The sequence below is a fragment of the Halopelagius fulvigenes genome, assembly GCF_055398025.1.
In genome coordinates this window covers 2,822,795-2,848,296 of record NZ_AP043846.1, presented here as the reverse complement: position 1 = coordinate 2,848,296, position 25,502 = coordinate 2,822,795, and the positions used below count along the sequence as shown (strand labels likewise).

At 67.9% G+C, this 25,502-nt stretch carries 24 protein-coding genes; 12 read left to right on the top strand and 12 right to left on the bottom strand.

Annotated elements, in window-relative coordinates; translation table 11 throughout:
• The first annotated feature begins 29 nt into the window (after window positions 1-29).
• Window positions 30-569: a CBS domain-containing protein gene (locus ACZ522_RS19685; protein WP_379695719.1), complete on the top strand. Its 540-nt coding sequence runs from the start codon at window positions 30-32 to the stop codon at window positions 567-569.
• 55 nt (window positions 570-624) lie between these two features.
• On the opposite strand, the gene ACZ522_RS19680 is transcribed toward ACZ522_RS19685, so the two are convergent.
• Together ACZ522_RS19680 and purM are read right to left on the bottom strand one after the other, a co-directional pair.
• The gene (locus tag ACZ522_RS19680) at window positions 625-1,962 is read right to left on the bottom strand and encodes a cytochrome P450 (RefSeq protein ID WP_379695721.1); all 1,338 of its coding nucleotides are present in this window, start codon (window positions 1,960-1,962) and stop codon (window positions 625-627) included.
• An 88-nt stretch (window positions 1,963-2,050) separates the two neighbouring features.
• A complete protein-coding gene (gene purM, locus ACZ522_RS19675) occupies window positions 2,051-3,055 on the bottom strand; it encodes a phosphoribosylformylglycinamidine cyclo-ligase (RefSeq protein ID WP_379695723.1) in 1,005 nt (334 codons plus the stop codon).
• Window positions 3,056-3,358: 303 nt separating this feature from the next.
• Here purM and ACZ522_RS19670 point away from each other — a divergent pair, with 303 nt between their 5' ends.
• A complete protein-coding gene (locus ACZ522_RS19670; RefSeq protein ID WP_379695725.1) occupies window positions 3,359-3,604 on the top strand; it encodes a DUF8028 family protein in 246 nt (81 codons plus the stop codon).
• Between the two features lie 218 nt (window positions 3,605-3,822).
• On the opposite strand, the gene ACZ522_RS19665 is transcribed toward ACZ522_RS19670, so the two are convergent.
• Both ACZ522_RS19665 and ACZ522_RS19660 read right to left on the bottom strand, forming a co-directional pair.
• Window positions 3,823-4,461 (bottom strand): zinc metalloprotease, encoded by a 639-nt coding sequence (locus tag ACZ522_RS19665; protein ID WP_379695727.1) that lies wholly within the window; start codon window positions 4,459-4,461, stop codon window positions 3,823-3,825.
• Window positions 4,462-4,513: 52 nt separating this feature from the next.
• Entirely contained in the window at window positions 4,514-6,184 is a 1,671-nt protein-coding gene (locus ACZ522_RS19660; protein WP_379695729.1) for a TraB/GumN family protein, read from the bottom strand.
• Between the two features lie 53 nt (window positions 6,185-6,237).
• Between ACZ522_RS19660 and ACZ522_RS19655 the strand changes: the two genes are divergently transcribed.
• The 3 genes from ACZ522_RS19655 (at window position 6,238) to ACZ522_RS19645 (ending at window position 8,865) form a co-directional block, all read left to right on the top strand.
• Complete coding sequence (locus ACZ522_RS19655; protein WP_379695730.1) at window positions 6,238-7,626, top strand: glycerate kinase type-2 family protein; 1,389 nt, start codon at window positions 6,238-6,240, stop codon at window positions 7,624-7,626.
• Between the two features lie 91 nt (window positions 7,627-7,717).
• Window positions 7,718-8,329, top strand: a complete 612-nt coding sequence (locus ACZ522_RS19650) for an ArsR/SmtB family transcription factor (RefSeq protein ID WP_379695732.1) — start codon at window positions 7,718-7,720, stop codon at window positions 8,327-8,329.
• Window positions 8,330-8,400: 71 nt separating this feature from the next.
• Window positions 8,401-8,865, top strand: a complete 465-nt coding sequence (locus tag ACZ522_RS19645) for a bifunctional nuclease family protein (RefSeq protein ID WP_092534988.1) — start codon at window positions 8,401-8,403, stop codon at window positions 8,863-8,865.
• A gap of 6 nt (window positions 8,866-8,871) precedes the next feature.
• On the opposite strand, the gene ACZ522_RS19640 is transcribed toward ACZ522_RS19645, so the two are convergent.
• On the bottom strand, window positions 8,872-9,333 hold the full coding sequence (locus tag ACZ522_RS19640) for an acyl-CoA thioesterase (RefSeq protein ID WP_379695734.1): 462 nt from the start codon (window positions 9,331-9,333) through the stop codon (window positions 8,872-8,874).
• Between the two features lie 154 nt (window positions 9,334-9,487).
• On the opposite strand from ACZ522_RS19640, the gene ACZ522_RS19635 reads away from it, so the two are divergent.
• Entirely contained in the window at window positions 9,488-9,946 is a 459-nt protein-coding gene (locus ACZ522_RS19635) for a hypothetical protein (RefSeq protein WP_379695737.1), read from the top strand.
• Between the two features lie 45 nt (window positions 9,947-9,991).
• Here the strand turns inward: ACZ522_RS19635 and ACZ522_RS19630 are convergent, their stop codons facing one another.
• Window positions 9,992-10,255 (bottom strand): glutathione S-transferase N-terminal domain-containing protein, encoded by a 264-nt coding sequence (locus ACZ522_RS19630; RefSeq protein WP_379695739.1) that lies wholly within the window; start codon window positions 10,253-10,255, stop codon window positions 9,992-9,994.
• Between the two features lie 152 nt (window positions 10,256-10,407).
• Between ACZ522_RS19630 and ACZ522_RS19625 the strand changes: the two genes are divergently transcribed.
• From ACZ522_RS19625 to dhaM, 5 genes are all read left to right on the top strand, one after another.
• Window positions 10,408-11,007 (top strand): hypothetical protein, encoded by a 600-nt coding sequence (locus tag ACZ522_RS19625; RefSeq protein ID WP_379695741.1) that lies wholly within the window; start codon window positions 10,408-10,410, stop codon window positions 11,005-11,007.
• A gap of 48 nt (window positions 11,008-11,055) precedes the next feature.
• Window positions 11,056-14,238 (top strand): isoleucine--tRNA ligase, encoded by a 3,183-nt coding sequence (gene ileS, locus ACZ522_RS19620; RefSeq protein WP_379695743.1) that lies wholly within the window; start codon window positions 11,056-11,058, stop codon window positions 14,236-14,238.
• Between the two features lie 176 nt (window positions 14,239-14,414).
• A complete protein-coding gene (dhaK, locus tag ACZ522_RS19615) occupies window positions 14,415-15,410 on the top strand; it encodes a dihydroxyacetone kinase subunit DhaK (protein ID WP_379695745.1) in 996 nt (331 codons plus the stop codon).
• 82 nt (window positions 15,411-15,492) lie between these two features.
• A complete protein-coding gene (gene dhaL, locus ACZ522_RS19610) occupies window positions 15,493-16,203 on the top strand; it encodes a dihydroxyacetone kinase subunit DhaL (RefSeq protein WP_379695747.1) in 711 nt (236 codons plus the stop codon).
• Complete coding sequence (gene dhaM / locus ACZ522_RS19605; protein ID WP_379695749.1) at window positions 16,200-16,586, top strand: dihydroxyacetone kinase phosphoryl donor subunit DhaM; 387 nt, start codon at window positions 16,200-16,202, stop codon at window positions 16,584-16,586. Before dhaL ends, dhaM begins: the two co-directional genes overlap by 4 nt.
• A 13-nt stretch (window positions 16,587-16,599) precedes the next feature.
• Here the strand turns inward: dhaM and ptsH1 are convergent, their stop codons facing one another.
• From ptsH1 to glpK, 3 genes are all read right to left on the bottom strand, one after another.
• Complete coding sequence (gene ptsH1, locus ACZ522_RS19600) at window positions 16,600-16,866, bottom strand: phosphocarrier protein HPr (protein ID WP_379695751.1); 267 nt, start codon at window positions 16,864-16,866, stop codon at window positions 16,600-16,602.
• 65 nt (window positions 16,867-16,931) lie between these two features.
• Window positions 16,932-17,984, bottom strand: a complete 1,053-nt coding sequence (locus ACZ522_RS19595) for a DUF7973 family transport facilitator (protein ID WP_379695753.1) — start codon at window positions 17,982-17,984, stop codon at window positions 16,932-16,934.
• A 2-nt stretch (window positions 17,985-17,986) separates the two neighbouring features.
• Window positions 17,987-19,525 (bottom strand): glycerol kinase GlpK, encoded by a 1,539-nt coding sequence (glpK, locus tag ACZ522_RS19590; protein ID WP_379695755.1) that lies wholly within the window; start codon window positions 19,523-19,525, stop codon window positions 17,987-17,989.
• Between the two features lie 220 nt (window positions 19,526-19,745).
• Between glpK and ACZ522_RS19585 the strand changes: the two genes are divergently transcribed.
• Entirely contained in the window at window positions 19,746-21,023 is a 1,278-nt protein-coding gene (locus tag ACZ522_RS19585) for an FAD-dependent oxidoreductase (RefSeq protein ID WP_379695757.1), read from the top strand.
• Between the two features lie 33 nt (window positions 21,024-21,056).
• Here ACZ522_RS19585 and ACZ522_RS19580 read toward each other — a convergent pair whose 3' ends face one another.
• The 3 genes from ACZ522_RS19580 to glpA are packed head-to-tail and all read right to left on the bottom strand — an operon-like array spanning window position 21,057 to window position 25,421.
• Window positions 21,057-22,364 (bottom strand): anaerobic glycerol-3-phosphate dehydrogenase subunit C, encoded by a 1,308-nt coding sequence (locus ACZ522_RS19580; protein WP_379695759.1) that lies wholly within the window; start codon window positions 22,362-22,364, stop codon window positions 21,057-21,059.
• A complete protein-coding gene (gene glpB / locus ACZ522_RS19575) occupies window positions 22,361-23,632 on the bottom strand; it encodes a glycerol-3-phosphate dehydrogenase subunit GlpB (RefSeq protein WP_379695761.1) in 1,272 nt (423 codons plus the stop codon). The genes ACZ522_RS19580 and glpB overlap by 4 nt, the downstream gene beginning before the upstream one ends.
• Window positions 23,619-25,421, bottom strand: a complete 1,803-nt coding sequence (glpA, locus tag ACZ522_RS19570) for an anaerobic glycerol-3-phosphate dehydrogenase subunit GlpA (protein WP_379695763.1) — start codon at window positions 25,419-25,421, stop codon at window positions 23,619-23,621. Before glpA ends, glpB begins: the two co-directional genes overlap by 14 nt.
• Between the last annotated feature and the right edge of the window lie 81 nt (window positions 25,422-25,502).

The window sequence follows — 25,502 nt, the reverse complement described above, 5'->3', positions numbered from 1 at the left end:
TTTCGTATAACCTCTGGTAATCAGAAGATATGGAACTTCCGACCCCGCAGGACTTACGCGAACGACGGAAGACGTTGGACCTGACGCAGAGCAGTCTCGCCGAGATGGCCGGGGTGTCCCAACCGCTCATCGCCCGCATCGAGGGCGGCGACGTGGACCCTCGACTGTCGACGCTCCGCCGAATCGTCAACGCCTTAGACGAGGCGGAGGGGAGCGTCGTCCGCGCGCGGGACCTGATGAACGAGTCCGTCGTCAGCATCTCGCCGGACGACTCGGTCCGCCACGCCCGAGACAGGATGCTCGACGAGGGGTTCTCCCAACTCCCGGTCATCCGGGACGGGTCGCCGGTCGGCATCATCTCCAACAGCGACATCCGCCACGTCCAAGAGGAGAACGTCGGCGAACTCCCCGTCGCCGAGGTGATGCGGGAGTCGTACACAACGGTCGAACCGACCGCGACGCTCGAAGAGATAGACGCCTACCTCGACCACAACGCCGCCATCCTCGTCGTCGAGGGGGGCCGAACCGTCGGCATCGTCACCGAGGCGGACGTGGCCGCCCACCTCTAACACCGCGACGAACTGCGGGGTTGCGCCGCCAGCGTCTCTGTTCTCCGGTCGGTCGTCAGCGTTCTCTCACCCGCATCGGTACGTCGCCGACCGGTTGGACCGTCATCTGCGGGCGGACCGATAGTTCGCCCTCGCCCGCCCACTCCAACCGATAGCGGCGCGCCACCTCCGCGATGACGAGTTTCGCCTCGACGGTGGCGAACGCGCGCCCCATGCACCGGCGCGGCCCCGCCCCGAACGGCGCGTAGGCGTACTCTGGCCGCGCGGCGGCGCGTTCCTCCGCCCACCGGTCCGGGTCGAACGCCGCCGGGTCGTCGTAGAACCGACTGTCGCGGTGGACGTTCACCACCGTGAGGAGAACCTCCGACCCCGCCGGAATCCGGTAGTCGCCCGCCGCTACCTCGCGCGTCGTCCGGCGGGGGAGCGTGTGGATGGGCGGGTAGAGTCGAAGCGCCTCCTTGAACACGCGTTCGGTGTACGTCAGGTCCGCCACGTGCGACATCTCCACCGGCCCGTCGCCGACGACGGCGTCCACCTCCTCGTGGAGTCGGTCCCGCGCGTCCGGGTTGCGCGCGAGGAGGTACCAGACGAACGTCAGCGCCAAAGCGGTGGTCTCGTGGCCGGCGAACACCATCCCGACGAGTTGGTCCGACACGTCGTCGTCGCTTCGGGGGTAGCCGTCCGCATCGCGCGCCGCCGCGAGCACCGAGAGCAGGTCGGGTTCCTCCGCGTCGGCGTCCGACCCCGCCGCGTCCGCCTCCCGGAGGAGTCGCTCTACTTCCCCCCGGAGCGTCGAGACGGCGTCGTCGAACCGCCGGCGGTTGCGGGTCGGCACCCACTCCGGAAGCGCCCACGTCCCGGGCGAAAAGCGCGCGTTGAGGTTGTCGGCGGCGGCGCGGAGTTCCGCGTCGTCGCCCTCGCCGTCCCCGGCGGGGTCGCGGCCGAGGAGCGTCGAAGCGAGGACGTCGAACGTGAGTCCCTTCATCTCATCGACCATGGAGTACGTCTCCCCGGGCGTCCACGACTCGACCCGCCGCGTCGCCTGCGCGCGCATCCGCGGCGCGTACGAGCGGATTCGGCGGAAGAAGAAGAACGGGTCCAGTAACGCTCGCTGTTCTCGCCACGCCTCCCCCTCGACGGCGAGGACGCTCTCGCCGAAGGCGAGGCGGAAGTCGTCGGTCTTCGCGAAGGCGTCTCGGTCGGTCACCAACGCCCGTTCGATGTGTTCGGGGTGCGCCAGCAGGTACCGGTCTTCGCCGGGGAGGGAGAGTCGGACCGCGTCGCCGTGTTCGGCCACGGCGGCGGCGATGAACCCGAACGGGTCGCGGGCGAACCCGACGGCGTTGCCGAGGAGGGGGAGGCCGTCGGGCGCGGGCGGTCTGCGGTCGGTCACGGGTGTCGGTACCGCGGTATCGGATATGAACCTTCGGTGCGGTGATAGATGACGGCGCGACTCGGCAGAGGAGAGAGGCGGTTCCGCGTTACAGTTCCAGACCGCGGACGGAGACGCCCTCGCCCTCCTCGATGCGCCCGATGACGCGGCCGTCCGTCTCGGCGGCGAGTGCTTCGGCGTCCTCCGGCGGGAGGGCGGCGACGAACCCGGTCCCCATGTTGAACGTGCGGTGCATCTCCTCGTCCGTGACGTTCCCCTCCGACTGGACGAACTCGAACACGGGGTGGGGGTCGAAGGCGTCCTCGACGACGTACCGGAACTCGCCCATCCGTTCGAGGTTCGTCCACCCGCCGCCGGTGACGTGCGCGGCGGCGCGGACGCCGCGTTCGCGCATCGGGTCCAGGAGGTGCGCGTAGATGCGCGTCGGTTCCAAGAGGGCCTCGCCGACCGTCTCGTACCCCTCGAACGGGCAGGGGTCGGTGTACTCGTGGTTCCGCGTCGCCGCCTTCCGCGCGAGGGTGAGGCCGTTCGAGTGGATACCCGACGATCGGAACCCGACGAGGGCGTCGCCCGCCTCCGCCTCGCCGGGGAAGATGGCGTCCTTCCGCGCGAGTCCGGCGCAGGTGCCCGCGAGGTCCAACCCCTTGATGACCTCGGGCATCACCGCCGTCTCGCCGCCGACGAGTTCCATGTCGGCCTCCTCGGCACCGGCGGAGAGGCCCTCGCCGACCTGCTGGGCGAACCCCTCGTCCGGTCGGTCCACGGCGAGGTAGTCCACGAACGCGACGGGGCGGACGCCCGCGGCCACCAGGTCGTTGACGTTCATGGCGATGCAGTCGATGCCGACCGTCGAGTAGTCCGAGAGGGCCTCCGCGACGATGAGTTTCGTCCCCACGCCGTCCGTCGCCAGCGCCAGATACCGGTCGCCGATGTCGAGCAGTCCGGCGTAGTCGCCCTCGCTCTCGCCGACGGCCCCGATGAGGGCCGCCGTCGCCGCCTCGCTGGCGTCGATATCGACACCCGCGTCGGCGTAGGTCAGTTCCGCGGTCTCCTCGTCGTCGACGGGGTCTCCACCCGCGCCGGTGCCAGTCATGTGCGAACCCGCGCGGTGCCGGTGCAAAAGATGCTCGGTCCGCTTTCGGTCGGTCCGAGGTTCGGCCCCGCCTACCCCGGTCCGCGACCCCCTCTAGAGAGTGACTTACTGCCCAGCGGAACCTACCGATAGTGTGAACGATTAGACTGTCTCAGAACGCTCCGTGAAACTTCTAAACGTCTCTCGTCAATTCGTGAAAGGTCGGTGAAACGTCGCGTTTCGGTGAACGATCAGAAATTCAGGCCAACGCTCGTACCCCTATATGTGGATGCCGACCTATCGGATTATACGACGGTCCCAACTATGTCAAGCGTCTCTTCCCCCCACAACGAAACCCCCCTTCGCCGAAGCATCGGCGTCGCGAGCACCGCCGCCAAGATGGGTCTCCGGTCGATGGAGGCCGTCACCTTCTGGGCGGCAGTCCTGCTCCCCTTCGCCTATCTCCCGCTCCTCGTCGGCGGCCTCGGCGAGAGCGAACAGCTCGTGTTCGCCGCGCTCGTGGCGGCGAACGTCTTCGCGCTCGTCGTCGGTCACGACCACGGCCGCTGAAGACGCTCCGCGAACCCGGTGACGACAGCCCTCCCGACGCCCCGCCCGCCGAACCCGCTTCGGCGTCTCCGCCCCCTCTCCGTCTCCGACTCTCCGCCTCCGCTTCTCTCGCTTTCCCTCTGCCTCTCGTTCCGTCTTCCCCTCCGTTCTCCTCTCGTTCCATCTCGTCCGTCCTCCCGTCGAGTCGGCGCGAACCGCGAAAGAGGGGAGTCGGGTCGTCAGAAGCCGAGTCCGAAGAGGAACGCCCCGGCAGTCAGGAGAACCGAGGGCACGAAGACGGCGAGGAACGCCAGTTTGCTCCAGCCAAACACCGTCTTCCCGTCGAGGGAGCCGAACGGGAGCATGTTGAACGCCGCCAGAAAGAGGTTGATGACGACTCCGCGACTCCCCAGAAGCGAGAGGAACGACGACCCGAGGGTGACGCCGCCGACGAAGACGGGGACGAAGACGGCGGCCAAAAGCAGGTTCGTCACCGGTCCGGCGAGGGCGATGAGGCCGTGCTGACGGTCGGTGAGTCGCCCGCGGTGGTACACCGCGCCCGGCGCGGCGAAGATGAAGCCGACCATCGCGCTCATTATCGCCAGAAACAGCATGCCGTAGTCGGCGCGGAACTCCGCTACCTGGCCGTACCGGACGGCGACGACTTTGTGCGCGAGTTCGTGGAGCAGAAAGCCCACGCCCGCGGTGAGCAGGCTGACGAGGAACGGCCCGGCGACGCCGCCGCCCACGACGTTCGCCAGCGCTCGCTGGCCGCCCCCGGCGAAGAAGATGGCGAACGCCAGACCGAGCGCCACCCACGCGACCAACAGGTCGCGGAGCTCGCGGGAGCTGAATCTGAGTGTCGAGTTCGTACTCATGAGTGTGGTGTCTCGTGAAGCGTTGGAGGGGGAGGGAATTGGGCCTTGCGGGTCAGGAACCGCCGACGAGCGCGCTCCAGACGATGTCCCAGCCGTTCCGCGCGCCTTCGAGCATCAGCCGCGTGATGCCCTCCGCGCCGCCCAAATCGAGCGCGAACAGGGGCAGGACGTACGCGAGGAACAGCAAGGAGGCGATGATGCTGCCGACGTTCGTCGCCGCGACGACCATGATGAGGCGGAACAGCGGCACGTCGAACATCTCCGAGACGAGTTCGCCGAGCGGTCTCTCCTCGTCGCTCAGCAGCTCGTTGAGCCTGCCGATGTCGCTGACGTTCACCGGCGTGTGGCGCAGCTCCATGTAGCCCGTGAACCACCCCGGAGCGAGCAGGGGGTTGATGGACGTCATCCACGCGACGGCGCCGCCGACGAGGGCGGAGAGCCACCGCGACCCGGCGGCCTTCGCGAGTCCGGCGGCGAAGACGCCGTTGATGAGGAACCACGCGAGGAACAGCCGGATCAGCGCGCTGTTGCCCACCGTCGAGAGCGCCAACAGGACGAACGACCCCACCGCGACGAGCGAGATGAGCGTCCCGACTATCTTGCCCCACGGAAAGCGTCCCGCCGTCGTCCCCGTCAGAGACGCCATCGGCGGCAGTTCCTTGGGGTGTTCGAGGTAGCGTTCGATACCCTCGCGGTGGCCCGCGCCGACGACGGCGACGACGTTCGCGCCCGACTGCCGGAGGCCGACGAGCCGGTGGGCGATGTACGCGTCGCGTTCGTCGATGAGGGCCTCCGCGCCGCCGGGGGAGAACGCGCGGAACTCCTCCATCATCGCGCTCACCACGTCCGTGTCGGTCATCCTCGACATGTCGATGTCCTCCACGTCGTCGCCCGCGCCGCCCCCGAACGCGCCGACGACGACGCCCGCGGCGGTTCCGAGCGTCACGCCGGTCAGGAGTCCGAGCGCCATGCTGCCGACGATGCGGACGAGGAACGGGCTCAGCGACGCGACGAGCGGATCTGCGACGCCGAGTCCGAACCCGACGACGCCGCCGAGGGCGACGCCGACGCCGACTGCGGCGAGGGCGCGGTCCTCGGCGTCCAACGCCGCCGCGCCGAGGATCCAGACGAGAGCGCCCGCGGCGACGGCGACGACGACGCCGCCGGTGACGCGGGCGAGAATCGGCATCCCGATGCCGAGACCGCCGCCGAAGACGGCGACCACGGGCCCGATGAAGAAGCCGAGAAGGAGGCCGAGGACGACGCCGACGCCCCGCACGTCGCCGAGTCCGAAGGCGAGGCCGCCGACCATCTGCAGCTTCTCTATCAGGCTCATCCGCGACCAGAAGCGCTGCATCGTCTCCTGGATGTCCCGGTCCACGAGGGCGACGTCGATGCCGAGCTCTTCGGCCGTCTCGACGGCGGCGAGCATGTCCGCGCCGGGTTCGACGTCGAACCGTTCGCCGAGCTGCGCTTGGACGTACGAGAGCATCCAGTAGGCGATGAACTGGAAGACGGTGTTACCGCGGAGCAGGTCCCCTGGCTCGATGTCGTCGGGGGTCCCGCCCTTCATCGACCGGTAGCGGCCCTCGTCCAGTTCGACGGCGACCACGTCGGGTCGGTCCTCCTCTATCGCGTCTTCGACCTCTCGGATGCTGTCGGCGGAGACGTGGGCGGTGCCCACGACCCGGACGCGACCCTCTCCGGCCGCTTCCTCACTCATTGTACTCCGCTTTCGGGGCACGCTTTTTACCCTTGTCGGAGCGTGTCGCACGTATGCGCGATGTCACGTTAGACGCCGACGCACCCACGCCGGCGCACGAGACTGCGTTGGCCTGCCTGCGAGACGCCGTCGAAGCGGTGCTCCCGTACCGCGTCGTCCGCGACTCCGTGTCGCTCGACGGCGAGACGCTCACGGTCGCCGATGAGTCGTACGACCTCGGCGGCTTCGACCGCATCGTCGTCGTCGGCGGCGGGAAGGCCGCGAACGGAGTCGCGGACGCCCTCGAGGCCGTCCTCGGGGAGAGGATCGACGCGGGGGCCGTCGTCACGCCGAATCCCGAGGACTCCGGCGAGTCGAGCGAGTCGGGGGAGTCGAGCGACGACGGCGGGAGAATCGAGCGACTGCCGGGCGACCACCCCGTCCCCTCCCAACGCGGCGTCGAGAGTTCCCGCCGACTCGTCGAGATTCTCGACGCCGCGGACGAGAGAACGCTCGTCCTCGCGGCGATAACCGGCGGCGGGAGCGCCGTGATTCCGACGCCCGCCGAGGGTATCTCGCTGTCGGACCTGCGGACGACCACCGACGAACTCCTCCGGTCGGGCGCGGACATCTCGGAACTCAACGCCGTCCGCAAGCACCTCTCGACGCTCAAGGGCGGGGGACTCGCCGAACGCGCCGCGCCCGCGACGGTGGTCGGACTGATGCTCAGCGACGTGGTGGGCAACGACCTGGGCGTCATCGCCTCCGGGCCGACGGCCCCCGACGAGACGACGTACGACGACGCCCTGTCCGTCCTCGACCGCTACGACCTCTCGGTCCCCGAGTCGGTGCGCGACAGACTCGAACGCGGGGCCGCCGGGGAGGTGCCCGAGACGCCCACCCGCGGCGACGCCGTCTTCGAACGGGTCCACAACCACATCCTCGCGGACGGGCACACGGCGCTCTCGGCCGCCCGGGACGCCGCCCGCGAACGGGGGTACGACGCCCTCGTCCTCTCCTCGCGCGTCCGCGGCGAGGCGCGCGAAGCGGCGAAGACGCACGCCGCCGTCGCGGAGGAGGCGGCGGCGACGGGCGACCCCCTCTCGCCGCCCGCCGTCGTCCTCTCCGGCGGCGAGTGCACCGTCACCGTCCGCGGCGACGGCGAGGGCGGTCCGAACTTGGAGTTCTGCCTCTCGGCGGCCCGGGAACTGGACGCCCGCGCCGTCGTCGCCGCCCTCGACAGCGACGGCGAGGACGGCGGAACGACCGTCGCGGGTGCGATAGTGGACGACGAGACGGTCGAATCCGGAGACGAGGCGGCGGCGGCACTCGCCGAGAACGACGCCCTCCCCTACCTCCGGGACCGTGGGGCGCTGATTCGGACCGGCCCGACGGGGACGAACGTCAACGACCTGCGGGTGGTCGTCGTCGGGGGCGGGGCGGACGACGCCGGCGGCGACTGACGGGCGACGCCGATAGCACAACGGCGCAGAGGGGAATCGTGACGGCCGGCGTGACAACAAGTTTGTATCCCAGTACGTCGTAGTCGCTGTCATGGCCCCCCTGTTGCGTACCGCATCGGACACCGAGGTAGACGCCGGTCCCCGCGTCATCGGATTAGACGACGACGACGCTGACGAGATACTGTCGGTGCTCTCCTCCGCGACGGCGCGTCGCCTCCTCGCGACGCTTCACGAAGACCCGGCGAACGCCGCCGCCCTCGCGGAGGCGGTGGACACCTCCCTCCAGAACGTCCAGTACCACCTCGGCCGATTGGAGGACGCCGGTGCGGTCGAAGTCGTGGACACCGTCTACTCCGAGAAGGGCAGGGAGATGAAGGTGTACGCCCCCTCGGACAAACCCCTCGTCGTCGTCGCCGCCGACTCCGAGGAGACGACCGGACTCGTCGCGTCGCTTCGCCGCCTGCTTGCGGGTATCGGACTCGTCGGACTGGCGAGTCTCCTCGTCCAGTGGGTCGCCACCCGCGGGACGGCGGCGGGCGGCACCATCGCCACCTCGGCGGGCGGCGACGGCGCGGCCGCAGAAGCGACGCGGGTCGGGTCCGCGGCCGCCGCATCCGGTCTGCCGCCGGGACTGCTCTTCTTCCTCGGCGGCCTGACGGTCCTGCTCGTATTGTACGGAATCTGGTACGTCAGAACCGAGTAACCGCGGCGTATTCGCTCCTAACCCCTCGCTGCTGGGGTAGGTATTCATACCCGGACGACCAACGTTGAACCATGAATCACCGGGCCGAGGTGAAAGGTATCGGCGTCGGAATGGACTCCGAGGGCGGAAACGTCCCGGCGGTCATCTTGCGGGCGCGAGACGAGTACCTCCCCATCATCATCACCACCGACCAGGCGCAGGCCATCCAACTGTCGCTGTCGGGCGAACCGTTCGAGCGACCGTTGACGCACGACTTGCTCGTGGAGATGATAACGGAGTTCGGCGGCGCGATAGACACCATCAGAATCGACGACCTCTCCGACGGGACGTTCTACGCGAAGATAGACGCCGAACGCTACGAGGACGGCGAACCGCGGAAGTTCGTGTTCGACGCCCGACCCAGCGACGCGGTGGCCCTCGCGGTCAGGGTGGACTGCCCCATCCTCGTCTCCGACGAGGTGATGGACGACGCGGGGCAACCGCCGGAGCGATTCGACCTCGGCGAGTCGCCCGGTGACGACGACTTCGAGTTCTGAACGACGTCAGTTACTCTCCGCGGCCTGTTTCCCCTTCTCGCCGGCGAGCGCTTCGTCCCGGAGGCGTTCGCCCTGCTCGGAACTCACCGTGAGTTCCGGGACGGGCGTCGGTTCCCGCGCGTCGTCGATGGCGACGTAGACGAAGTACGACTCCGTGGTCGGTTCGCGTTCGCCGGTCTGCGGGTCCTCGCGGAACGCCTTCAGTCGCACCTTGACGCTCGTCCGCCCGGCGTCGTAGACGTACGACTGGATGAACACCGTGTCGCCGCGGGGGATCGGCCGGACGAAATCGACCTGATTCATCCGGGCGGTGACGCACGTCTCGCCCGCGAACCGCATCGCCGAGAGTGCGCCGACGATGTCCATCCACTTCATCACGTTGCCCCCGTGGGCCATGTCGTAGTTGTTCGTGTGGTTCGGTTGGACCAACTGGCGGTTCTCGATGTAGGTGTCCATCAGGTCCGTCATGTGGAACCGGGTTCTCGCGCCGGAGGGATGAGCGTACCGCCTGTCACGGCGTCGAGGGGTCGTCGCCCGCGGCCCGCCGTCGGCGGACGGACGACGGCGAGTGCGCCGGGGAAGTGCGCCGGTGCTTATACCTCGCGACGACCAACACCCGCCCATGACGCTCGACGTGGAGACGCCCTCGCCACCGACGCTGAAGTCCGCGGTGGACCCCAACGAGTACGACGACACGACCGTCTCGGCCGACGACGACTACAGGCGGGACCAACTCTCGACCCTCCTCCGGGAGGGCGCGTGGGAGGACGCCTTCGAGGAGTGGGCCGCCGACGCGTCGATGACCGAGGACGAGTGGAACATCGTCACAGACCTCGATCTGGTCTCGCGGTTCGACTTCTTCTGGGACGACTTCGCGGACCGGGTGGGCTACCACGCGCCGGGCATCCCCGAGGACTGGAAGGAACGGGAGGTCCACCCCGAACTCTCCTCGTGGAAGGAGGTGTCGAGCATCAACGCCGGACTCACCGAGTTCGGGCAACTCGTCTGCGAGGTGCTGAAAGAGGAGTACATCACGTGGGAGTCGGAGTACGAAGCGCCGGACGACCTGCCCGACTTCTGACCGTCGGCGTCCGACGGCCCGACTGCCGCGCCCGTCCGCCGACGCTCACTCGTAGTGGAGTTCGAGGTAGCCGACGATTTCGTCCGCCTCGTACACCGCCTCCTCGCGTTCCCTGTCGAGGAGGAACGGAATCTGGTCCTCGCCGCCGATGGCGGTCAGTTCGCCGTGCGTCTGTTCGTTCTTCACGTCGCCGCCCTCGTGACCCGGCAGTCGGGGGTTGTGAATCACGTAGGAGACGCCCAAGTCGGTGAGTTTGCTCCGAACGTCCTCGCTGTACGGACAGCCCTCCGCCTGATACAGTTCGAGCATTACGCCCCGTCGTTGGCCCTCGCGTCACTCAAGTGTCGTCGCCGGAGTCGAGAACGACCGGCGCGGTGGACAGTCCGCTCCGGGCGTCTACCCTACACGGGAGAATTACCATTCTATACGGACTTAAGACTCTGCGGGCGACAGTACCGACGATGCGCCGCAGAGCCCTCCTCTCCGCAACCGCCGTCGCCGGAACTGCCGCCCTCTCGGGATGTCTCGGGGACGTCCGCCGCGAACTGAGCGGGCAGATACTCGCCCGCCACGCGAGTGCGACGCTTCGCCCCGCCGAAGAGCAGTGGGTCGTCGGCGGTCTGTCGGCCGAGACGAACGAGTACGCTCGCGCCGTCCTCTTCACCGAATCTCCGCCGCGCGACGCCGACCTGTTCACCGACGACTACCCCCGGAAGGAGGAGTCGTTCGACAACGAGGTGCTGAACGGGGACTACGAGAACGGCTTTACGCTCCTCTACGAGGTGAAGATGCCGGCCGAGGACGCGTTCGTCGCACTTCCGCGGAGTACCTCGGGCGCGGAGTGGACCGGGTGGTCCGCGGCGACGCTTCCGATGGAGATGTCCCGGTACGAGGAGTCCCGCCTCACCGAGGCCGAACGCGAGGCGGACGAACTCGTCGCCATCTCGGTGATGTACTACGAGGCCGACCGCGCGCCCTCGCGCGCCGAGGTGACCCTCTCCGACGAGAGGGGGAACCGGCGAGGCGGGAGTGCGACCGCGACTCCGTGGTCGTCGGCCTGAGGCGCGCGGTTCCACGGATTTGATATACGTTCGCGGTTCAGTTCCTGTATGGACGAAGTCGAAGACCAGTACGCGCCCGAGGACGTCGAGTCCGCGGTCGGGGAGTACTGGGACGAGAACGACGCCTACGAGGCGACGAAGGAGGCCCACGCCGACGACCCGGCCTTCTTCTTCGTCGACGGCCCGCCGTACACGTCGGGGCAGATGCACCTCGGGACGGCGTGGAACAAGACGCTGAAAGACGCCGTCATCCGGCACAAGCGCATGACGGGCCACCGGGTCACGGACCGCCCCGGGTACGACATGCACGGCCTCCCCATCGAGGTCAAAGTCGAGGAGGAACTCGGCTTCGAGACCAAGCGGGACATCGAGGAGTACGGGATGGAGCCGTTCATCGACCGCTGTAAGGAGTTCGCGGTCCGCAACCGCGAGGCGATGGACGACGACTTCCAGTCCATCGGCGTGTGGATGGACTGGGAGAACCCCTACCAGACGCTCTCGCCGGAGTACATGGAGGCCGCGTGGTGGGCGTTCCGGCAGGTGAACGAGCGCGGACTGGTCGAACAGGGCAAGCGGTCGGTCAACTACTGCCCGCGGTGTCAGACCGCCATCGCCGCGAACGAGGTGGAGTACGACCAGATAGAGTCGCCCTCCATCTACGTGAAGTTCCCCCTCCGGGACCGAGAGGGGAGCCTCGTCATCTGGACGACGACGCCGTGGACCATCCCCGCGAACACGTTCGTCGCCGTCGACGGCGAGATGACCTACCAAGCGGTCCGCGCGTGGAAGGGCGGCGACAGCGAGGCGCAGAGCGCCTCGGACGGTTCGAGCGGCGATGAGCCGCGAGAAAGCGAGGTGCTGTACCTCGCGGAACCGTGCGTCGAGGAGGCCCTGAAGAAGGGCCGCTACGAGGACTACGAGGTCATCGAGGAACTCTCCGGCGAGGAGATGGTGGGCTGGGAGTACGACCACCCCCTCGCCGACGAACTGAACGCCTACGCCGACTTCGAGGGCGCGGGACAGGTGTACACCGCAGAGTACGTCGAGGCCGACCGGACGGGCCTCGTCCACTCCGCGCCCGGCCACGGCCAGGAGGACTTCGCCCGCGGGCAGGAACTCGGACTTGACGTGTACGTCCCCGTGGACCAACGCGGCGAGTTCACGGACGCCGCCGGGACGTACGCCGGCGAGTTCGTCCGCGACGCGAACCCCGCCATCGTCGAGGACTTGGAGGACGCCGGGTATCTGCTCTACTCCGGCGAACACGAACACCGCTACGGCCACTGTTGGCGGTGCGACACGGACATCATCTTCCTCGCCACCGACCAGTGGTTCATCACGGTCACCGACATCAAAGACGAACTCCTCGACAACATCGAGGAGTCCGAGTGGCACCCGCAGTGGGCGCGCGACAACCGCTTCCGCGACTTCGTCTCCGACGCGCCCGATTGGAACATCTCCCGGCAGCGCTACTGGGGCATCCCGCTTCCCATCTGGCAGGCCGACGACGGCGACTTCGTCGTCGTGGGGACGCGCGAGGAACTCGCCGAACGCGCCGACCAGGACGTGGACCCCGAGGAACTCGACTTACACCGCCCGTCGGTGGACCCCATCACCATCACCGAGGACGGCAAGACGTACGAACGCGTCCCCGACGTGTTCGACGTCTGGATAGACTCCTCCGTCGCGACGTGGGGCACCCTCGACTACCCGAGCGAGGAGGAGGCGTACGAGGAACTGTGGCCCGCGGACCTCATCGTCGAGGCGCACGACCAGACCCGCGGGTGGTTCTGGTCGCAACTCGGCATGTCCACCGCGGCGACGGGCGAGAGTCCGTACGACGAGGTGGTCATGCACGGGTTCGCCAACGACGAGAACGGGCGGAAGATGTCGAAGTCGCTCGGGAACATCGTCACGCCCGAGGAGGCCATCGAACGCGCCGGGCGCGACCCCCTCCGCGCGTACCTCCTCAGCCACGACCAACAGGGGACGGACCTCTCGTTCGAGTGGGACGGCCTCGCGGACATGCAGTCCTCGCTCAACATCTTCTGGAACGTCTTCCGCTTCCCGCTCCCGTACATGGACTTAGACGGCTACGACCCCGCGGAGGCCGACCTGTCCGCGGGCGAACTCTCCGTCGTCGACGAGTGGGTGCTGTCGCGCCTGCAGACCGTGAAAGCGGACGTCGCCGACGCGTGGGACGACTACGAGGTCCACGACGCCCTGAACGCCGTCTTGGACTTCGTGACGCAGGACGTCTCGCGCTTCTACGTGAAGGCCATCCGCGAGCGGATGTGGGAGGAGGAGGACTCCGACTCCAAGCGCGGCGCGTACGCGACGCTCTCGACGGTGTTGCAGGAGACGGTGCGCCTCGTCGCGCCCTTCACCCCCTACGTCGCCGAGCGGATGTACCAGATTCTCGACGGCACCGAGACGACGGTGCACGCCTTGGACTACCCGACGGTGGACGAGGAGTGGCGCGACGAGGAACTTGAACGCCACATGGCCGTCCTCCGGAGCGTCGAGGAGGCCGCCGCCAACGCCCGCCAACAGGGCGGCCGAAAACTGCGGTGGCCCGTCCCGCGCGTCGTCGTCGCCACCGAGGACGACGAGGTGGCCGAGGCCGTCGAGGCCCTCTCGGACCTCCTCGGGGAACGGGTGAACGCCCGCGAACTCCGCGTCGTCGAGGCGTTCGACGAACTGGTCGAACGCGCCGAACCGCAGATGGGCGTCATCGGCCCCGAGTTCGGCGCGGACGCCCAGAAGGTGATGGAGGCCGTGAAGGGCCGCACCCGCGAGGAAGTCGAGTCCGGCGTCGAAGTCGACGGCGAGACGTACGACCTCACCGACGAGATGGTCGAGTACGCCGCCGAACCGCCGGAGAACATCTCCGAGGCGGAGTTCGAAGGGGGGGCCGTCTACGTCGATACCTCCCTCACCGAGGACATCGAAGCCGAGGGGTACGCCCGCGACGTCATCCGCCGCGTGCAGGAGATGCGCAAGCAACTCGACTTAGACGTCGAGGAGGAGATCCACGCGAGCATCGACGTGGCCGACGACCGAATCGCCGAACTCGTAGACCGCCACCGGGAGTTCATCGCCGAGGAGACGCGGACCGCCGCGTACGTCGAGGAGGACGCCGACATGGACCTCGTAGAGGAGTGGGACGTCGAGGGCGTCGCCGTCACCATCGGCATCGAACGACTCGAAACCGAACAGACCGCGCAGTAACTCTCTTCCGCCTCGTCGGCGTTCGGGCGGTATCCGCTCGGCGTCCGGTCGGTTCGACCGAGCGATTCGTCGCCGTGCGGCCGTCAGACGCGAAGCGGTCCCCAGTTTTCGCGGCCGACGCCGACGTCCCTCTCACGAACACTTTTGCCGTCTTCGGACATCTATCACGATGCACTATGAAGAAACTCATCAACGACCCGTCCGACTACGTGGACGAGATGTTGGACGGCATGGTGGCGGCGTACCCCGATAGGCTCCGGCGGTTGGAGGGGACGAAGGTGCTGGTACGCGCCGACGGCCCCGTCGAGGGGAAGGTGGCCGTCGTCTCCGGCGGCGGGAGCGGTCACGAACCGACGCACGCCGGATTCATCGGCGACGGGATGCTCGACGGGGCGGCGTCCGGCGAGGTGTTCACCTCCCCGACGGCGAACGAACTCGACGAGATGGTGCAGGCCGCCGACGCCGGCGAGGGCGTCCTCTGCGTCGTCAAGAACTACGAGGGCGACGTGATGAACTTCGACACGGCGGCCGAGATGGCCGACATGGAGGGCGTCGAGGTCGAACAGGTCGTCGTCAACGACGACGTGGCCGTCGAGGACTCCCTGTACACCTCCGGTCGCCGCGGCGTTGCGGGCACCATCTTCGTCCACAAGGTCGCCGGCGCGAAGGCTGCCGAGGGCGGCAGTTTAGAGGAGGTAAAGGAGGTCGCGGAGAAGGCCATCGACAACGTGCGGACGATGGGGATGGCGCTCACGTCGTGTATCACCCCCGAGAAGGGCGAGGAGACGTTCGACCTCGGCGAGGACGAGATCGAACTCGGCATCGGCATCCACGGCGAACCCGGCACCGAGCGCACCGACCTGATGAGCGCCGACGAGGTGGCCGAACACCTCACGACGAACGTCCTCGACGACCTGGAGGTCGAAGACGGAGAGGAAGTCGTCGTCATGGTCAACGGGATGGGCGGGACGCCCCTCTCGGAACTGTTCATCGTCAACCGGAAAGTGCAGGAAATCGTCTCGGACCGCGGACTCGACGTGTGGGACACGTGGGTCGGCGACTACATGACCTCCCTCGACATGGAGGGCTGTTCGGTGACCGTCCTCCGCGTGGACGACGAACTGAAAGAGCTGCTGGAAGCGAGCGTCGATACGCCCGCCCTGAAGCGCTGATCCGATTCGTCACGAACCGCGGACTTTTTCGGAGACTGACCGACAGCGTAGTTTCAAGCCGCCGGCGTCCGTCTATCGGTGTATGGCTGACGAATCCGTTCAACGCGAGGCACTCATCGCGGCCGTCGAGAACGTCGCGGCGCGCATCGAGGAGGAGAAATCGTACCTCACAGACCTCGACTCCGCCATCGGCGACGCCGACCACGGGAACAACATGCACCGCGGGTTTCAGGCCGTCGCCGAGAAGACCGAGGACTTCGAGGACATGTCGCCCGGCGACATCGTGAAGACGGTGGGGACGACCATCATCGGCAACGTCGGCGGCGCGGCGGGTCCGCTGTACGGCGGGTCGCTCATGACCGCGAGTCAGGAACTCGAAGACGGCATCACCGCCGAGACGTCCGTGGCGTTCGCGGAGGCGTACCTCGACAAGGTGAAGGACAGGGGCGACGCCCCCGTCGGCGCGAAGACGATGGTGGACGCGCTCACCCCGGCGGTCCACACGTACAAGAAGTCCGTCGAACAGGACGACTTAGCGCCGCTGACGGCGTTCGCCAAGGCCGTGGACGCCGCCGAACGCGGCGTCGAGTTCACCGTCCCCATCAAGGCGCTGAAGGGCCGCGCCTCCTTCCTCGATTGGCGGTCCGTCGGCCACCAGGACCCCGGCGCGACGAGCACGCTCATCATCATGGAGGAGATTCTGAAGACCGCAGAGGAGTACCTCGACGGCGACACCGACGCGGAAGCGGTCGCCGAGACGGTACCGGACGAGACGCCGGGTGACGACGAATGATAGGGCTGGTCGTCGTCTCCCACAGTTCGAAGGCGGCGGAGGGCATCCGCGACATCGCCGGGCAGATGGGCGGCGGGAAGGCGCGCATCGAAGTCGCCGGCGGCGACGTGGACGGCGGCATCGGAACCGACGCGAACGCCATCAAGGAGGCCATCGAGGCGGCCGACGACGGCGACGGCGTCGTCGTCCTCGTCGATCTGGGGAGCGCCGTGATGAACACCGAACTCGCGTTCGAGATGACCGACGTGGAGGCGGAGATAGCCGACGCGCCCGTGTTGGAGGGTGCGCTCAACGCGGCCGTCGAATCCACGAGCAAGAAGGCGACGCTCGACTCGGTCGTCTCCTCGGCGGAGGACGCGCGCGACTACCGCAAAACCGACTGAGCGGTTTTCGACTCTACTCGCCGTCTTCGGGCGTCGTGAGCACTTCTTCGAGGGCGTCCAGCGCCGCCTCGGCGTCCTCGCCCTCGGCGGTGAGAACCACCTCGTCGCCGTGTCCCGCGCCGAGACCGGTGACCGCGAGCATGCTCCGGGCGTCCACTCTGTCGCCGTCCGGGGGACCGACCGTCACGTCCGCGTCGAACTCGTTTGCCGTCTCGACGAACTTCGAGGCCGGGCGCGCGTGCAGACCCGCCTCCGGGACGATTGTGACCGTTCGTTCCATACTCCCCGTTCAGAGCCTGCGACTAAACGGTTACCGATGCGTACAAAAATAGATGGGAATCCGGCTCAGATTCCGAGCGTCGGGACGTACGACGCGCCGGGGAAGACCCCGAGGACGTACATCACGAACACCAGGAACGACCCGAAGACGATGGCCGCGGCGGGCGGGTCCCAGTGGGTGTCGCCGTGCGCGTAGAAGACGCGCTGGAACAACTCGCCGAACAGCCCGGACACCAGACCGAACGCGCCCGCCCACAGCAGAGCCACGAGGAGCGACCCGTCGCCGCCGCCGGTGACCGCGATGGCCGCGGCGCTCGCGGGCAGCGTCATGTGGTGGGTGACGGGAATCCGCTCGACGCCGAGGTTCAAGAACAGCAGCGACGCCGCGCTGATGCCGAACGCGAGGAATGTGCTTCCGGTCACCATGGCGATGTACCCGCCGAACAGGCCCGCGACGAGGCTTATCGCGGCGACGCCACCCCACTCGTACTGGTGGGGGAGCCACGGTTCGACCGCCAGACGCGTCTCCTGTCCGCCGTCGGTCGGCGTCCGACTCTCCTCCGTCGCCGTCGCCGACTGGTCGCCGACCGGGCGGAGTTCCTCCCGCTCGAACGGCGACATATCGAGGATGCCGTCGCCGCGAACTTCCCCGATTATCGGGTAGCCGAAGGCGATTCGGTGGAGCAACGCCGAGAGCGTGACGCCCATCGCGATGGCGTCGTACGGCAAGGCGAACGTGCTCGAGAGCACCGTCAGCCAGTAGCCGAGGATGCCGAAGACGCCGCCGACCGCCAACACGTCGGGTTTCGTCCCGAGCGCGAACGTGATGTCCTTGGCGTTGTGATAGTCGAAGCCCGACTGCATGTAGCCGCGCTTGGCGGCGTACGCCGCGGCGGCCGCGCCGCCCGCGAAGCTGATGGCTGGCGAGAACGGCGCGCCGAACGCGACGGAGCCTGTGATGGCTCCGGCGTCGGCGTTGGCGATGCTCGCCGCCTCGCCGGCGATGACCATGAAACCGGTGAAGACGAACGCCGGAAGCGCGCCGAGTGCGGCCCCGAACGCCCCGCCCGCGAAGGCGGCGATTATCACCTCGATGGCCCATAGGTCCGCGAGCGCCACGCTCACTCACCTCCGTCGCGCGCCCAGTCGAGCGACCGTTCGACCGCGTCCTTCCAGCGACCGTAGCGCTGTTCGACGTTCTGGGGGTCCTCGGGAGCGAACTCCCTGTCTATCTGCCAGTTGTCGCGGAGTTCGTCCACCGTCTCCCAGTAGCCGACGGCCAGGCCCGCGGCGTACGCCGACCCCAGCGCCGTCGTCTCGTCGACGACCGGACGGACGATGTCTGTGCCGACGATGTTCGCCTGGAGCTGACAGAGGAAGTTGTTCTTCACCGCGCCGCCGTCGACGCGGAGGTCGGTCAGTTCGATGCCCGAGTCGGACTCCATCGCCTCGGCCACGTCGCGCGTCTGGAACGCGATGGACTCCAACGCCGCGCGGACGACGTGTTCGCGGCGGGTGCCGCGCGTCATGCCGATGATGGTGCCGCGAGCGCGCTGGTCCCAGTGGGGCGCGCCGAGCCCGGTGAACGCCGGGACGAAGTAGACGCCGTCCGTCGAGTCCACGGAGCGCGCGAGGTTCTCCGTCTCGGCGGCGTCCTCGATGAGCGTCATGTCCTCGAGCCACTCGATGGCCGCGCCCGTGATGAAAATCGCCCCCTCGAGGGCGTACTTCACGGGTTCGCCAGAGCGCTGGAAGCCGACGGTCGTCAGTAGACCGTGCTCGCTCTCGACGGCCTCGTCGCCGGTGTTCATCAGCATGAACGACCCCGTGCCGTAGGTGTTCTTCGCGTCGCCCTCGTCGAAACAGGTCTGGCCGAACAGCGCCGCCTGCTGGTCGCCGAGTGCGCCCGCGACCGGAATCTCCTCGCCGAGGAAGCCGTCGGCGTCCGTCGTTCCGTAGTGGTTCTCGTCGGAGGAGGGTCGTACTTCGGGAAGGGTCGCCTCGGGGACGTTGAACTCTTCGAGGAGTTCTTCGTCCCAGTCCATCTCGTGGATGTTGAACAGCATCGTCCGCGAGGCGTTCGTCACGTCCGTGATGTGGTTCCCCGTCAGCTTGTAGATGAGCCACGAGTCGATGGTGCCGAACATCAACTCGCCCTGCTCGGCTCTCTCGCGGACGTCGTCGGGGCGCATCCGCTGGAGCTTGATCTGGTCGGTGTTGTCCAGCAGCCACTCGGCCTTCGTCGCCGAGAAGTACGCGTCCGGTTCGAGACCGGTCTTCTCGCGGATCCACCCTTCCTTGCCCTCCTCTTGGAGTTTCTCGACGCGGTCGGTGGTGCGTCGGTCCTGCCAGACGATGGCGTTGTTGAGCGGTCGACCGCTCTCTCGATCCCAGATGAGCGTCGTCTCGCGCTGGTTCGTGATGCCGATGGCTTCCAACTGGTCGGCGCTCAGGTCGGCGTTCCCCAGCGCTTCCTGGATTACGTCCTGCGTGTTCTCCCAGATCTCCTCGGGGTCGTGTTCGACCCACCCCGGTTCCGGGTATATCTGTTCGTGCTTCTGGTAGGCGTTCGCGACCACCTTGCCGCTGTGGTCGAACACCATGAATCTCGTTCCCGTCGTTCCCTGGTCAACTGCCCCGATGTAGGTATCTTGTGCCATTGTGTCACCAACTCCGTACCGCGACGGGCGGAACCCGCCGCCGGCGTCAGGATAGACGCCGAACGTGCTAACAAATAACTAGGCGATCCATTAAATGTTTCCACGAAAACGAGGGTGAAATTCCAACGGATCTTGAACTATATGGAAATACATAACGAAGTTATTCGAATCTAACCCGTCCGCCGTCAGTTCCAAACCGCGCAGTGCCCAACGTCTTCCAATGGTGGATACGACCGAGGTTCTCGTCGTCGGCGGCGGCGCGACCGGGACGGGCATCGCCCGCGACCTCGCACTCCGCGGCCTCGACGTCACCCTCGCGGAGCGACGCGGACTCGCGGGCGGGACGTCGGGTCGGTCGCACAGTCTGCTTCACAGCGGTGCACGCTACGCCGAGGCCGACCCGGTCGGCGCGGAGGAGTGCATCGAGGAGAACCGCATCCTGCGACGCATCGCGGGCGAGTGCATCCGCGAGAGCGGCGGTCTGTTCGTCCAACTCGAAGACGACGACCCGGCGTACTTCGAGGAGAAGCGCGAGGCCTGCGAGGAACTGGGCATCCCCGCGGAGGTGATAGACGGCGACGAGGCGCGGCGTCGCGTCCCTGGCCTCTCGGAGGACGCGGTTCGCGCGATGGCCGTCCCGGACGGCGTCGTCTACCCCTCCCGCCTCGCCGCCGCCAACGCCGCCGACGCCCGCGACAACGGGGCGACGATACTCACCCACGCCCCCGTCGAGGGGATGACGGTCGAGGGCGGCCGCATCGTCCGCGTCGAACTCGGCGGCGCGGAGGACGTCGAACCCGACTACGTCGTCAACGCCACCGGGACGTGGGCGGGCCAAGTCGCCGCGATGGCGGGCGTCGAGTTGGAGATGCGGCCGACGAAGGGCGTGATGGTATCCGTCTACTACGACGGCCTCGACCCCGTGTTGAACCGGTGTCGCCCGCCCGCCGACGGGGACATCGTCGTCCCGCACGACCACGAGGTGGTCCTCGGGACGACGAGCGTCGAGGTGGACGACCCCGACGACTTCGAGGAGGAAGAGTGGGAGGTGGAGGCGATGTTCGACGAGTGCTCGAAGATGCTTCCGCCCGTCGCGGACGCCGAGGTGTCCCGGCGGTGGTGGGGCGTTCGCCCCCTCTACGCGCCCGACGAGGCGAGTCGCGGCGGCCGCGGCATCTCGCGCGGGTTCTTCGTCGTCGACCACGCCGCGGACCCCGACGACGAAACCGCGGCGGGCCGTTCGGCGTCGCCCGGCGAGAACGTCGAGAACTTCGCGAGCATCGTCGGCGGGAAACTGACGACGTACCGCGTGATGGCCGAGCAGATGTCTGACCTCGTCGCCGACCGACTCGGCGCGGACGAAGCGTGCGTCACCGACGAACGCCGCCTGCCGGGGGCGGACGACCCCGAACGACTCGACGCGTTCGTGGAGGCGTTCGACGCCCGGTCGCCGAGCGACGAGGACGTTCTCAGTCCGTCGGTGCGCAGAGAGGACTGAAAAGAGAACCGCACCGCGCCGACCCGACGGCGCTCAGACCAGCGCTTCTTCGAGCAGTTGGAGGGGGTGTTTGATGTCGTAGCCGGTACCGTGCTCCATCTGCATCGAGCAGGTGGGACACTCCGTCATGCCGACGTTCCCCTCGGCGTGGTGCATGTGGTCGAACATCTCCTCGCCTATCTTCATCGACGTCTCGTACTTCTCCTCCTTCCAGCCGTAGGTGCCGGAGATGCCGGAACAGGAGTCGCCGACGTCCTCGATGGTGACGCCGTCCAACTCGCGGAACAGTTCGACCGACTGTCGGTTGAGTCCCTGATTCCGGGCGTGGCACGGCGCGTGGTAGGCGAACGCCTGGTCCGGGACGGAGGCGTCCGCGACTGCGCCCTCCACGTCCTCGTGGATGCGGAGGTACTCTATCGCCTCGTAGGTGTGCGACGAGAGGTCCTGAATCCCGTCGATGTCGAACAGTTCGGGGTACTCCTGTTTGAGCGACAGCGAACAGGAGGTACAGGAGGCGATGATGTCGTAGCCCTCCGGGATGAGGCCGGAGAAGTTCTCGACGTTGATGCCCGCCGCGCGCTTGGCGTCGTCGAGCATCCCGTTCGCGAACATGGGCGTGCCCGAACAGCGCTGTTGGGGGACGACGACTTCGTAGCCGAACTCCTCGAAGACGCGGACCATCGCCTTGCCGACTTCTGGCGTGTTGTAGTTCGAGTAACAGCCGTGGAAGTAGGCGACGCGTTTCTCCTCGGAGCGAACCTGCGGGCCGCCGCGTTCCTCCCACCACTCGCGGAACGTCTGCCGGGCGAACTCGGGGAACTCCCGTTCGGCGGTGACGCCGAGCGTCTTCTCCATCACCCACCGCGCGGGGCCGAAGTTCATCGCGATGTTCGCCAGTCGCGGCACCTTCGACGCTATCTCCGCCGACGTGCGGTAGTTCGAGAGGATGCGGTTGCGGATGTACTCCGCGGAGAGTTTGTCCATGTGGTTCTCGACGTACTCCCCGCGGGCGGTGTTGTGCATCTGGCTGAGGGGGACGCCCGACGGGCAGGCGTCGTCACAGCGCATGCAGTTCGAACACTTCATGACGGAGCCGTCGATGTCGGTGTCCTCCTTGCGCTTGAGACGCCACTGCTCTGGGCCTTGGAACTTCGGCCCCGGGAAGTCGTCGTCCACCTCCGCCACCGGGCAGGAGGTGTCGCAGGAGGTGCATTTGTAGCAGTTGTCCGCGCCGGGGCGGAGGTCCATCCCCGTCCCGTCGTCGAACACCTGCACCGGTTCGAAGTCGTCCTGTTCCGTCGTTCCGAAGTCTGCGTCTATCTGTGATTCTGCGTCGCTCATCTGCGTACCTCCTCGCCCGCGCGGGTGCCGGCGACGGCCGCCGTCGCGAGGGAGACGCCGCCCGCGGAGTTCTCGCGGGCCACGTTCGCCCCGCCGACGACGCCGCCGGCCGCGCGGAGATTCTCGAACTGCGGTTCTCCCGTCTCCGTCGTCGGTCGCATCTCGCCGTCCGGGACGACGCCGAACCGGGCGAAGGCGTGGTCGCCGAACGCCTCCGACTCGGACCACTCGTAGCGGTCCTCCGGGTGCGGCACGCGGAGGCCGAACACGGGCTCTTCGACCCGTTCGCGGTTCGACCGGACGCCCTTGCCGACGAGTCCGCCCGTCGCGAGGACGAACTCCTCGGCGTGGTAGGGGACGCGCTTGTGCTTCTGGTCCACGTACACGGCCTCGATTCGGCCGTTCTCGGCCTCGTAGTCCAAGACGGGGTTGCCCACCGACATGCGGACGCCCGCCTCGTTGAGGGCGTCGAACAGCAGGTCTTCGAGGCTGAGACCGAGCAGACTCGGCGGCCCCGTCGGCACCTCGAACACCGTCGCGCCGATGCGTTCGGAGAGGTCTTGGCGCACCTCCTCGGCGTTGTCGTCGCCGAGCATCGCCGGGAACCCGACGCGCGCCTCGCCGTCGAGTTCGTCGGCGACGGCTTCCGCGACGGCGCGGCGCACGCCCGTTCCGTCGTTGAGCCGTTCGTCCTCGTCTAAGGCCTGCGCGTACCGCGTCACCTTCGCGTCGGCGCGGAACTCCATCGGGAAGCGGAGCGTCGCGCCGCGGACGTCGAAGGGGACGCCCGAGGCGTCGATGTGCTCCGCCGCGAGGGGTGCCTCGAAGTCGGTGAGCGTCTCGAAGCCGACCAGCAGGGCGTCCTCCTCGACGCTGGCGAGGCCGGGAGCGACGGACTCGGGGTAGCGAGCCGTCGGTTTCACCGTCCCGGCGTGGGTCGGCACGAGGGCGTTCGCGTCGGTGTGGCCGCCGCGGTAGGCGTCGCCCACCGCCTCGTCGAAGAGGCGCAGTCCCTCGCGGACCGCATCCTCGCCGACGACGCTGTAGGGGTGTTCGTCGGGCAACTCGGCCATCGCCGCGAACGGGTCGGCGTGCGGTCCCTCGCCGTCCACGTAGCCGAGCACGTCTATCAGGCCGCTCGCCTGCCGGAGCGTGCTCTTCTTGTGGGAGACGAGTCTGACGCTCGCGCCGGACTCGGCGGCCGCGAGTGCCGCGATGCTCCCGGCGAGGCCGCCGCCGATGACCACCACGTCCTCACGAATTGGCATCGTCGCCCCCTTTTCTCCCACCGCCGGACCGAAGGTCCGACGTGCTCCCGACGTGGTCGGGACCGCCGTCGGTCGCCGCCCTGTCCGCTCCCGTCCCCGCCGCGTCCGAGGCGGCGTCCGGTCCGGCGTCGAACGCGCCGAAGTCGACCGGTTCGTCTCGGGACGCCGCGTCGCCGTCGCGGTTCATCGTCGTCGCGTGGAGCATGTGCTTCAGCATCGCCTGCGACAACTGCTCGCCCCAGAGGGCGTGGCGTTCGCCCTTCCAGCGCTCCTGGTACAGGTCGTCCAGCGAATCGCGGACGACGAGTTCGTCGTACTGCGGGAACAGTTCGTTCGCCATGCGGTGACAGCACATCGCGCCCTGACAGTTGCCCATCGAGGCGCGCGTGCGGATGCGGACGGCGTTGAGGTCCGTCCCCGAGGAGTCGATGGCGTCCTGAATCTCCGCGCGGGTGACCGCCTCGCAGTCGCAGACGACGGGGTTGGGGCCCTCCCACCCGCCGAGTACCTCGTCCGCGCGCGACCCGAGGCGCTGGGCGCTCCGCCGCCCGATGGGCGACCGGATGCCGAAGTCCTCCATGTAGTCGCGCAGGACGGTGAAGTCCTCCGACCCCGGAAGCGGAACCTCCGCGGTGCGGCACTCCGCCTCGACGCCGAGTTTCCCGCAGACGTGGTCGGAAATCTGCTCGGCCATCATGCGGTAGGTGGTGAACTTCCCGCCGACGATGGAGGACATCCCCGGCAGGTCGTCCCTCTCGTCGTGGTCCAAGAGGAAGAAATCGCGCGTGATGTCCGTCGAGTCGGTCGTTCCCGTCCCCGGCGGTTCGTACAGGGGGCGGACGCCCCAGAACGACCGGATGGTGCGGGCCTCCGAGAGGATGGGCACCAACTCCGAGAGGGTGTCTATCATCAGGTCCACCTCCCACCCCTCCTCGGGGTAGTCCTCGGGGTCCTCGACTTCCTCGTCGGTCGTCCCGAGGATGCACGTCGTCTCGTGGGGGACGACGATGTCGGCGTCGCCCTTCGGTCGGCACCGGTTGACGACGGTGTCGACCTGCCGGACGTTCATGATGGTCATGACGCCCTTCGAGGGGCGGACTTCCACGTCCACGCCGGCCATGTCGCCGATTCGGCCGGCCCACGCGCCCGTCGCGTTCACGACGTAGTCGGCGCGAATCTCCTCGGTCGTTCCGGGTCGGCCGTGGACGTGCACGCCCTCTCCGGACTGGTGTTCCACTTCGACGCCGACGACTTCGCCGCCCTTGACGAGGACGTCGGTGACTTCGGCGTGCGTCTCGATGCGCGCGCCGTGTTCGACGGCGCTGGCGGCGTTGGCGACGCAGAGGCGGAACGGGTCCACCGCCCCGTCGGGGACGCGGATGGCCCGCTTGATGTCGTCCGCGAGGTACGGTTCCATCTCGCGGGCCTCCTCGGCGGAGAGCACCTCCGCGGGAATCCCGCACTCGCGGCAGCCCTCCAGTTTCTCCTCGAAGTACTCGTCGTCGTCCTCGGGTCGCTGGACGAACAGCCCCCCGGTCATCTCGACGCAGTGGCTCGCTATACGGCGCAGGACGCGGTTCTCCTCGATGCACTCCTTCGCTGACGCCTGGTCCGAGACGGCGTACCGACCGCCGCTGTGGAGCAGGCCGTGCATCCGACCCGTCGTCCCGTGGGTCAGGTTCCCCTTCTCGACGAGGGTGACGTCGAGCCCGCGCATCGCTAAGTCCCGCGCGATGCCGCACCCGGTCGAACCCCCGCCGATGACGAGGACGCTCGGCGTTTCAGTCATCTCACTTCCGGATGGTTGGTCGCACCCTACTTTATTTTACCTCTCGCTCCGACCAATCCGTAAATTATCCGCGAGGTTCCG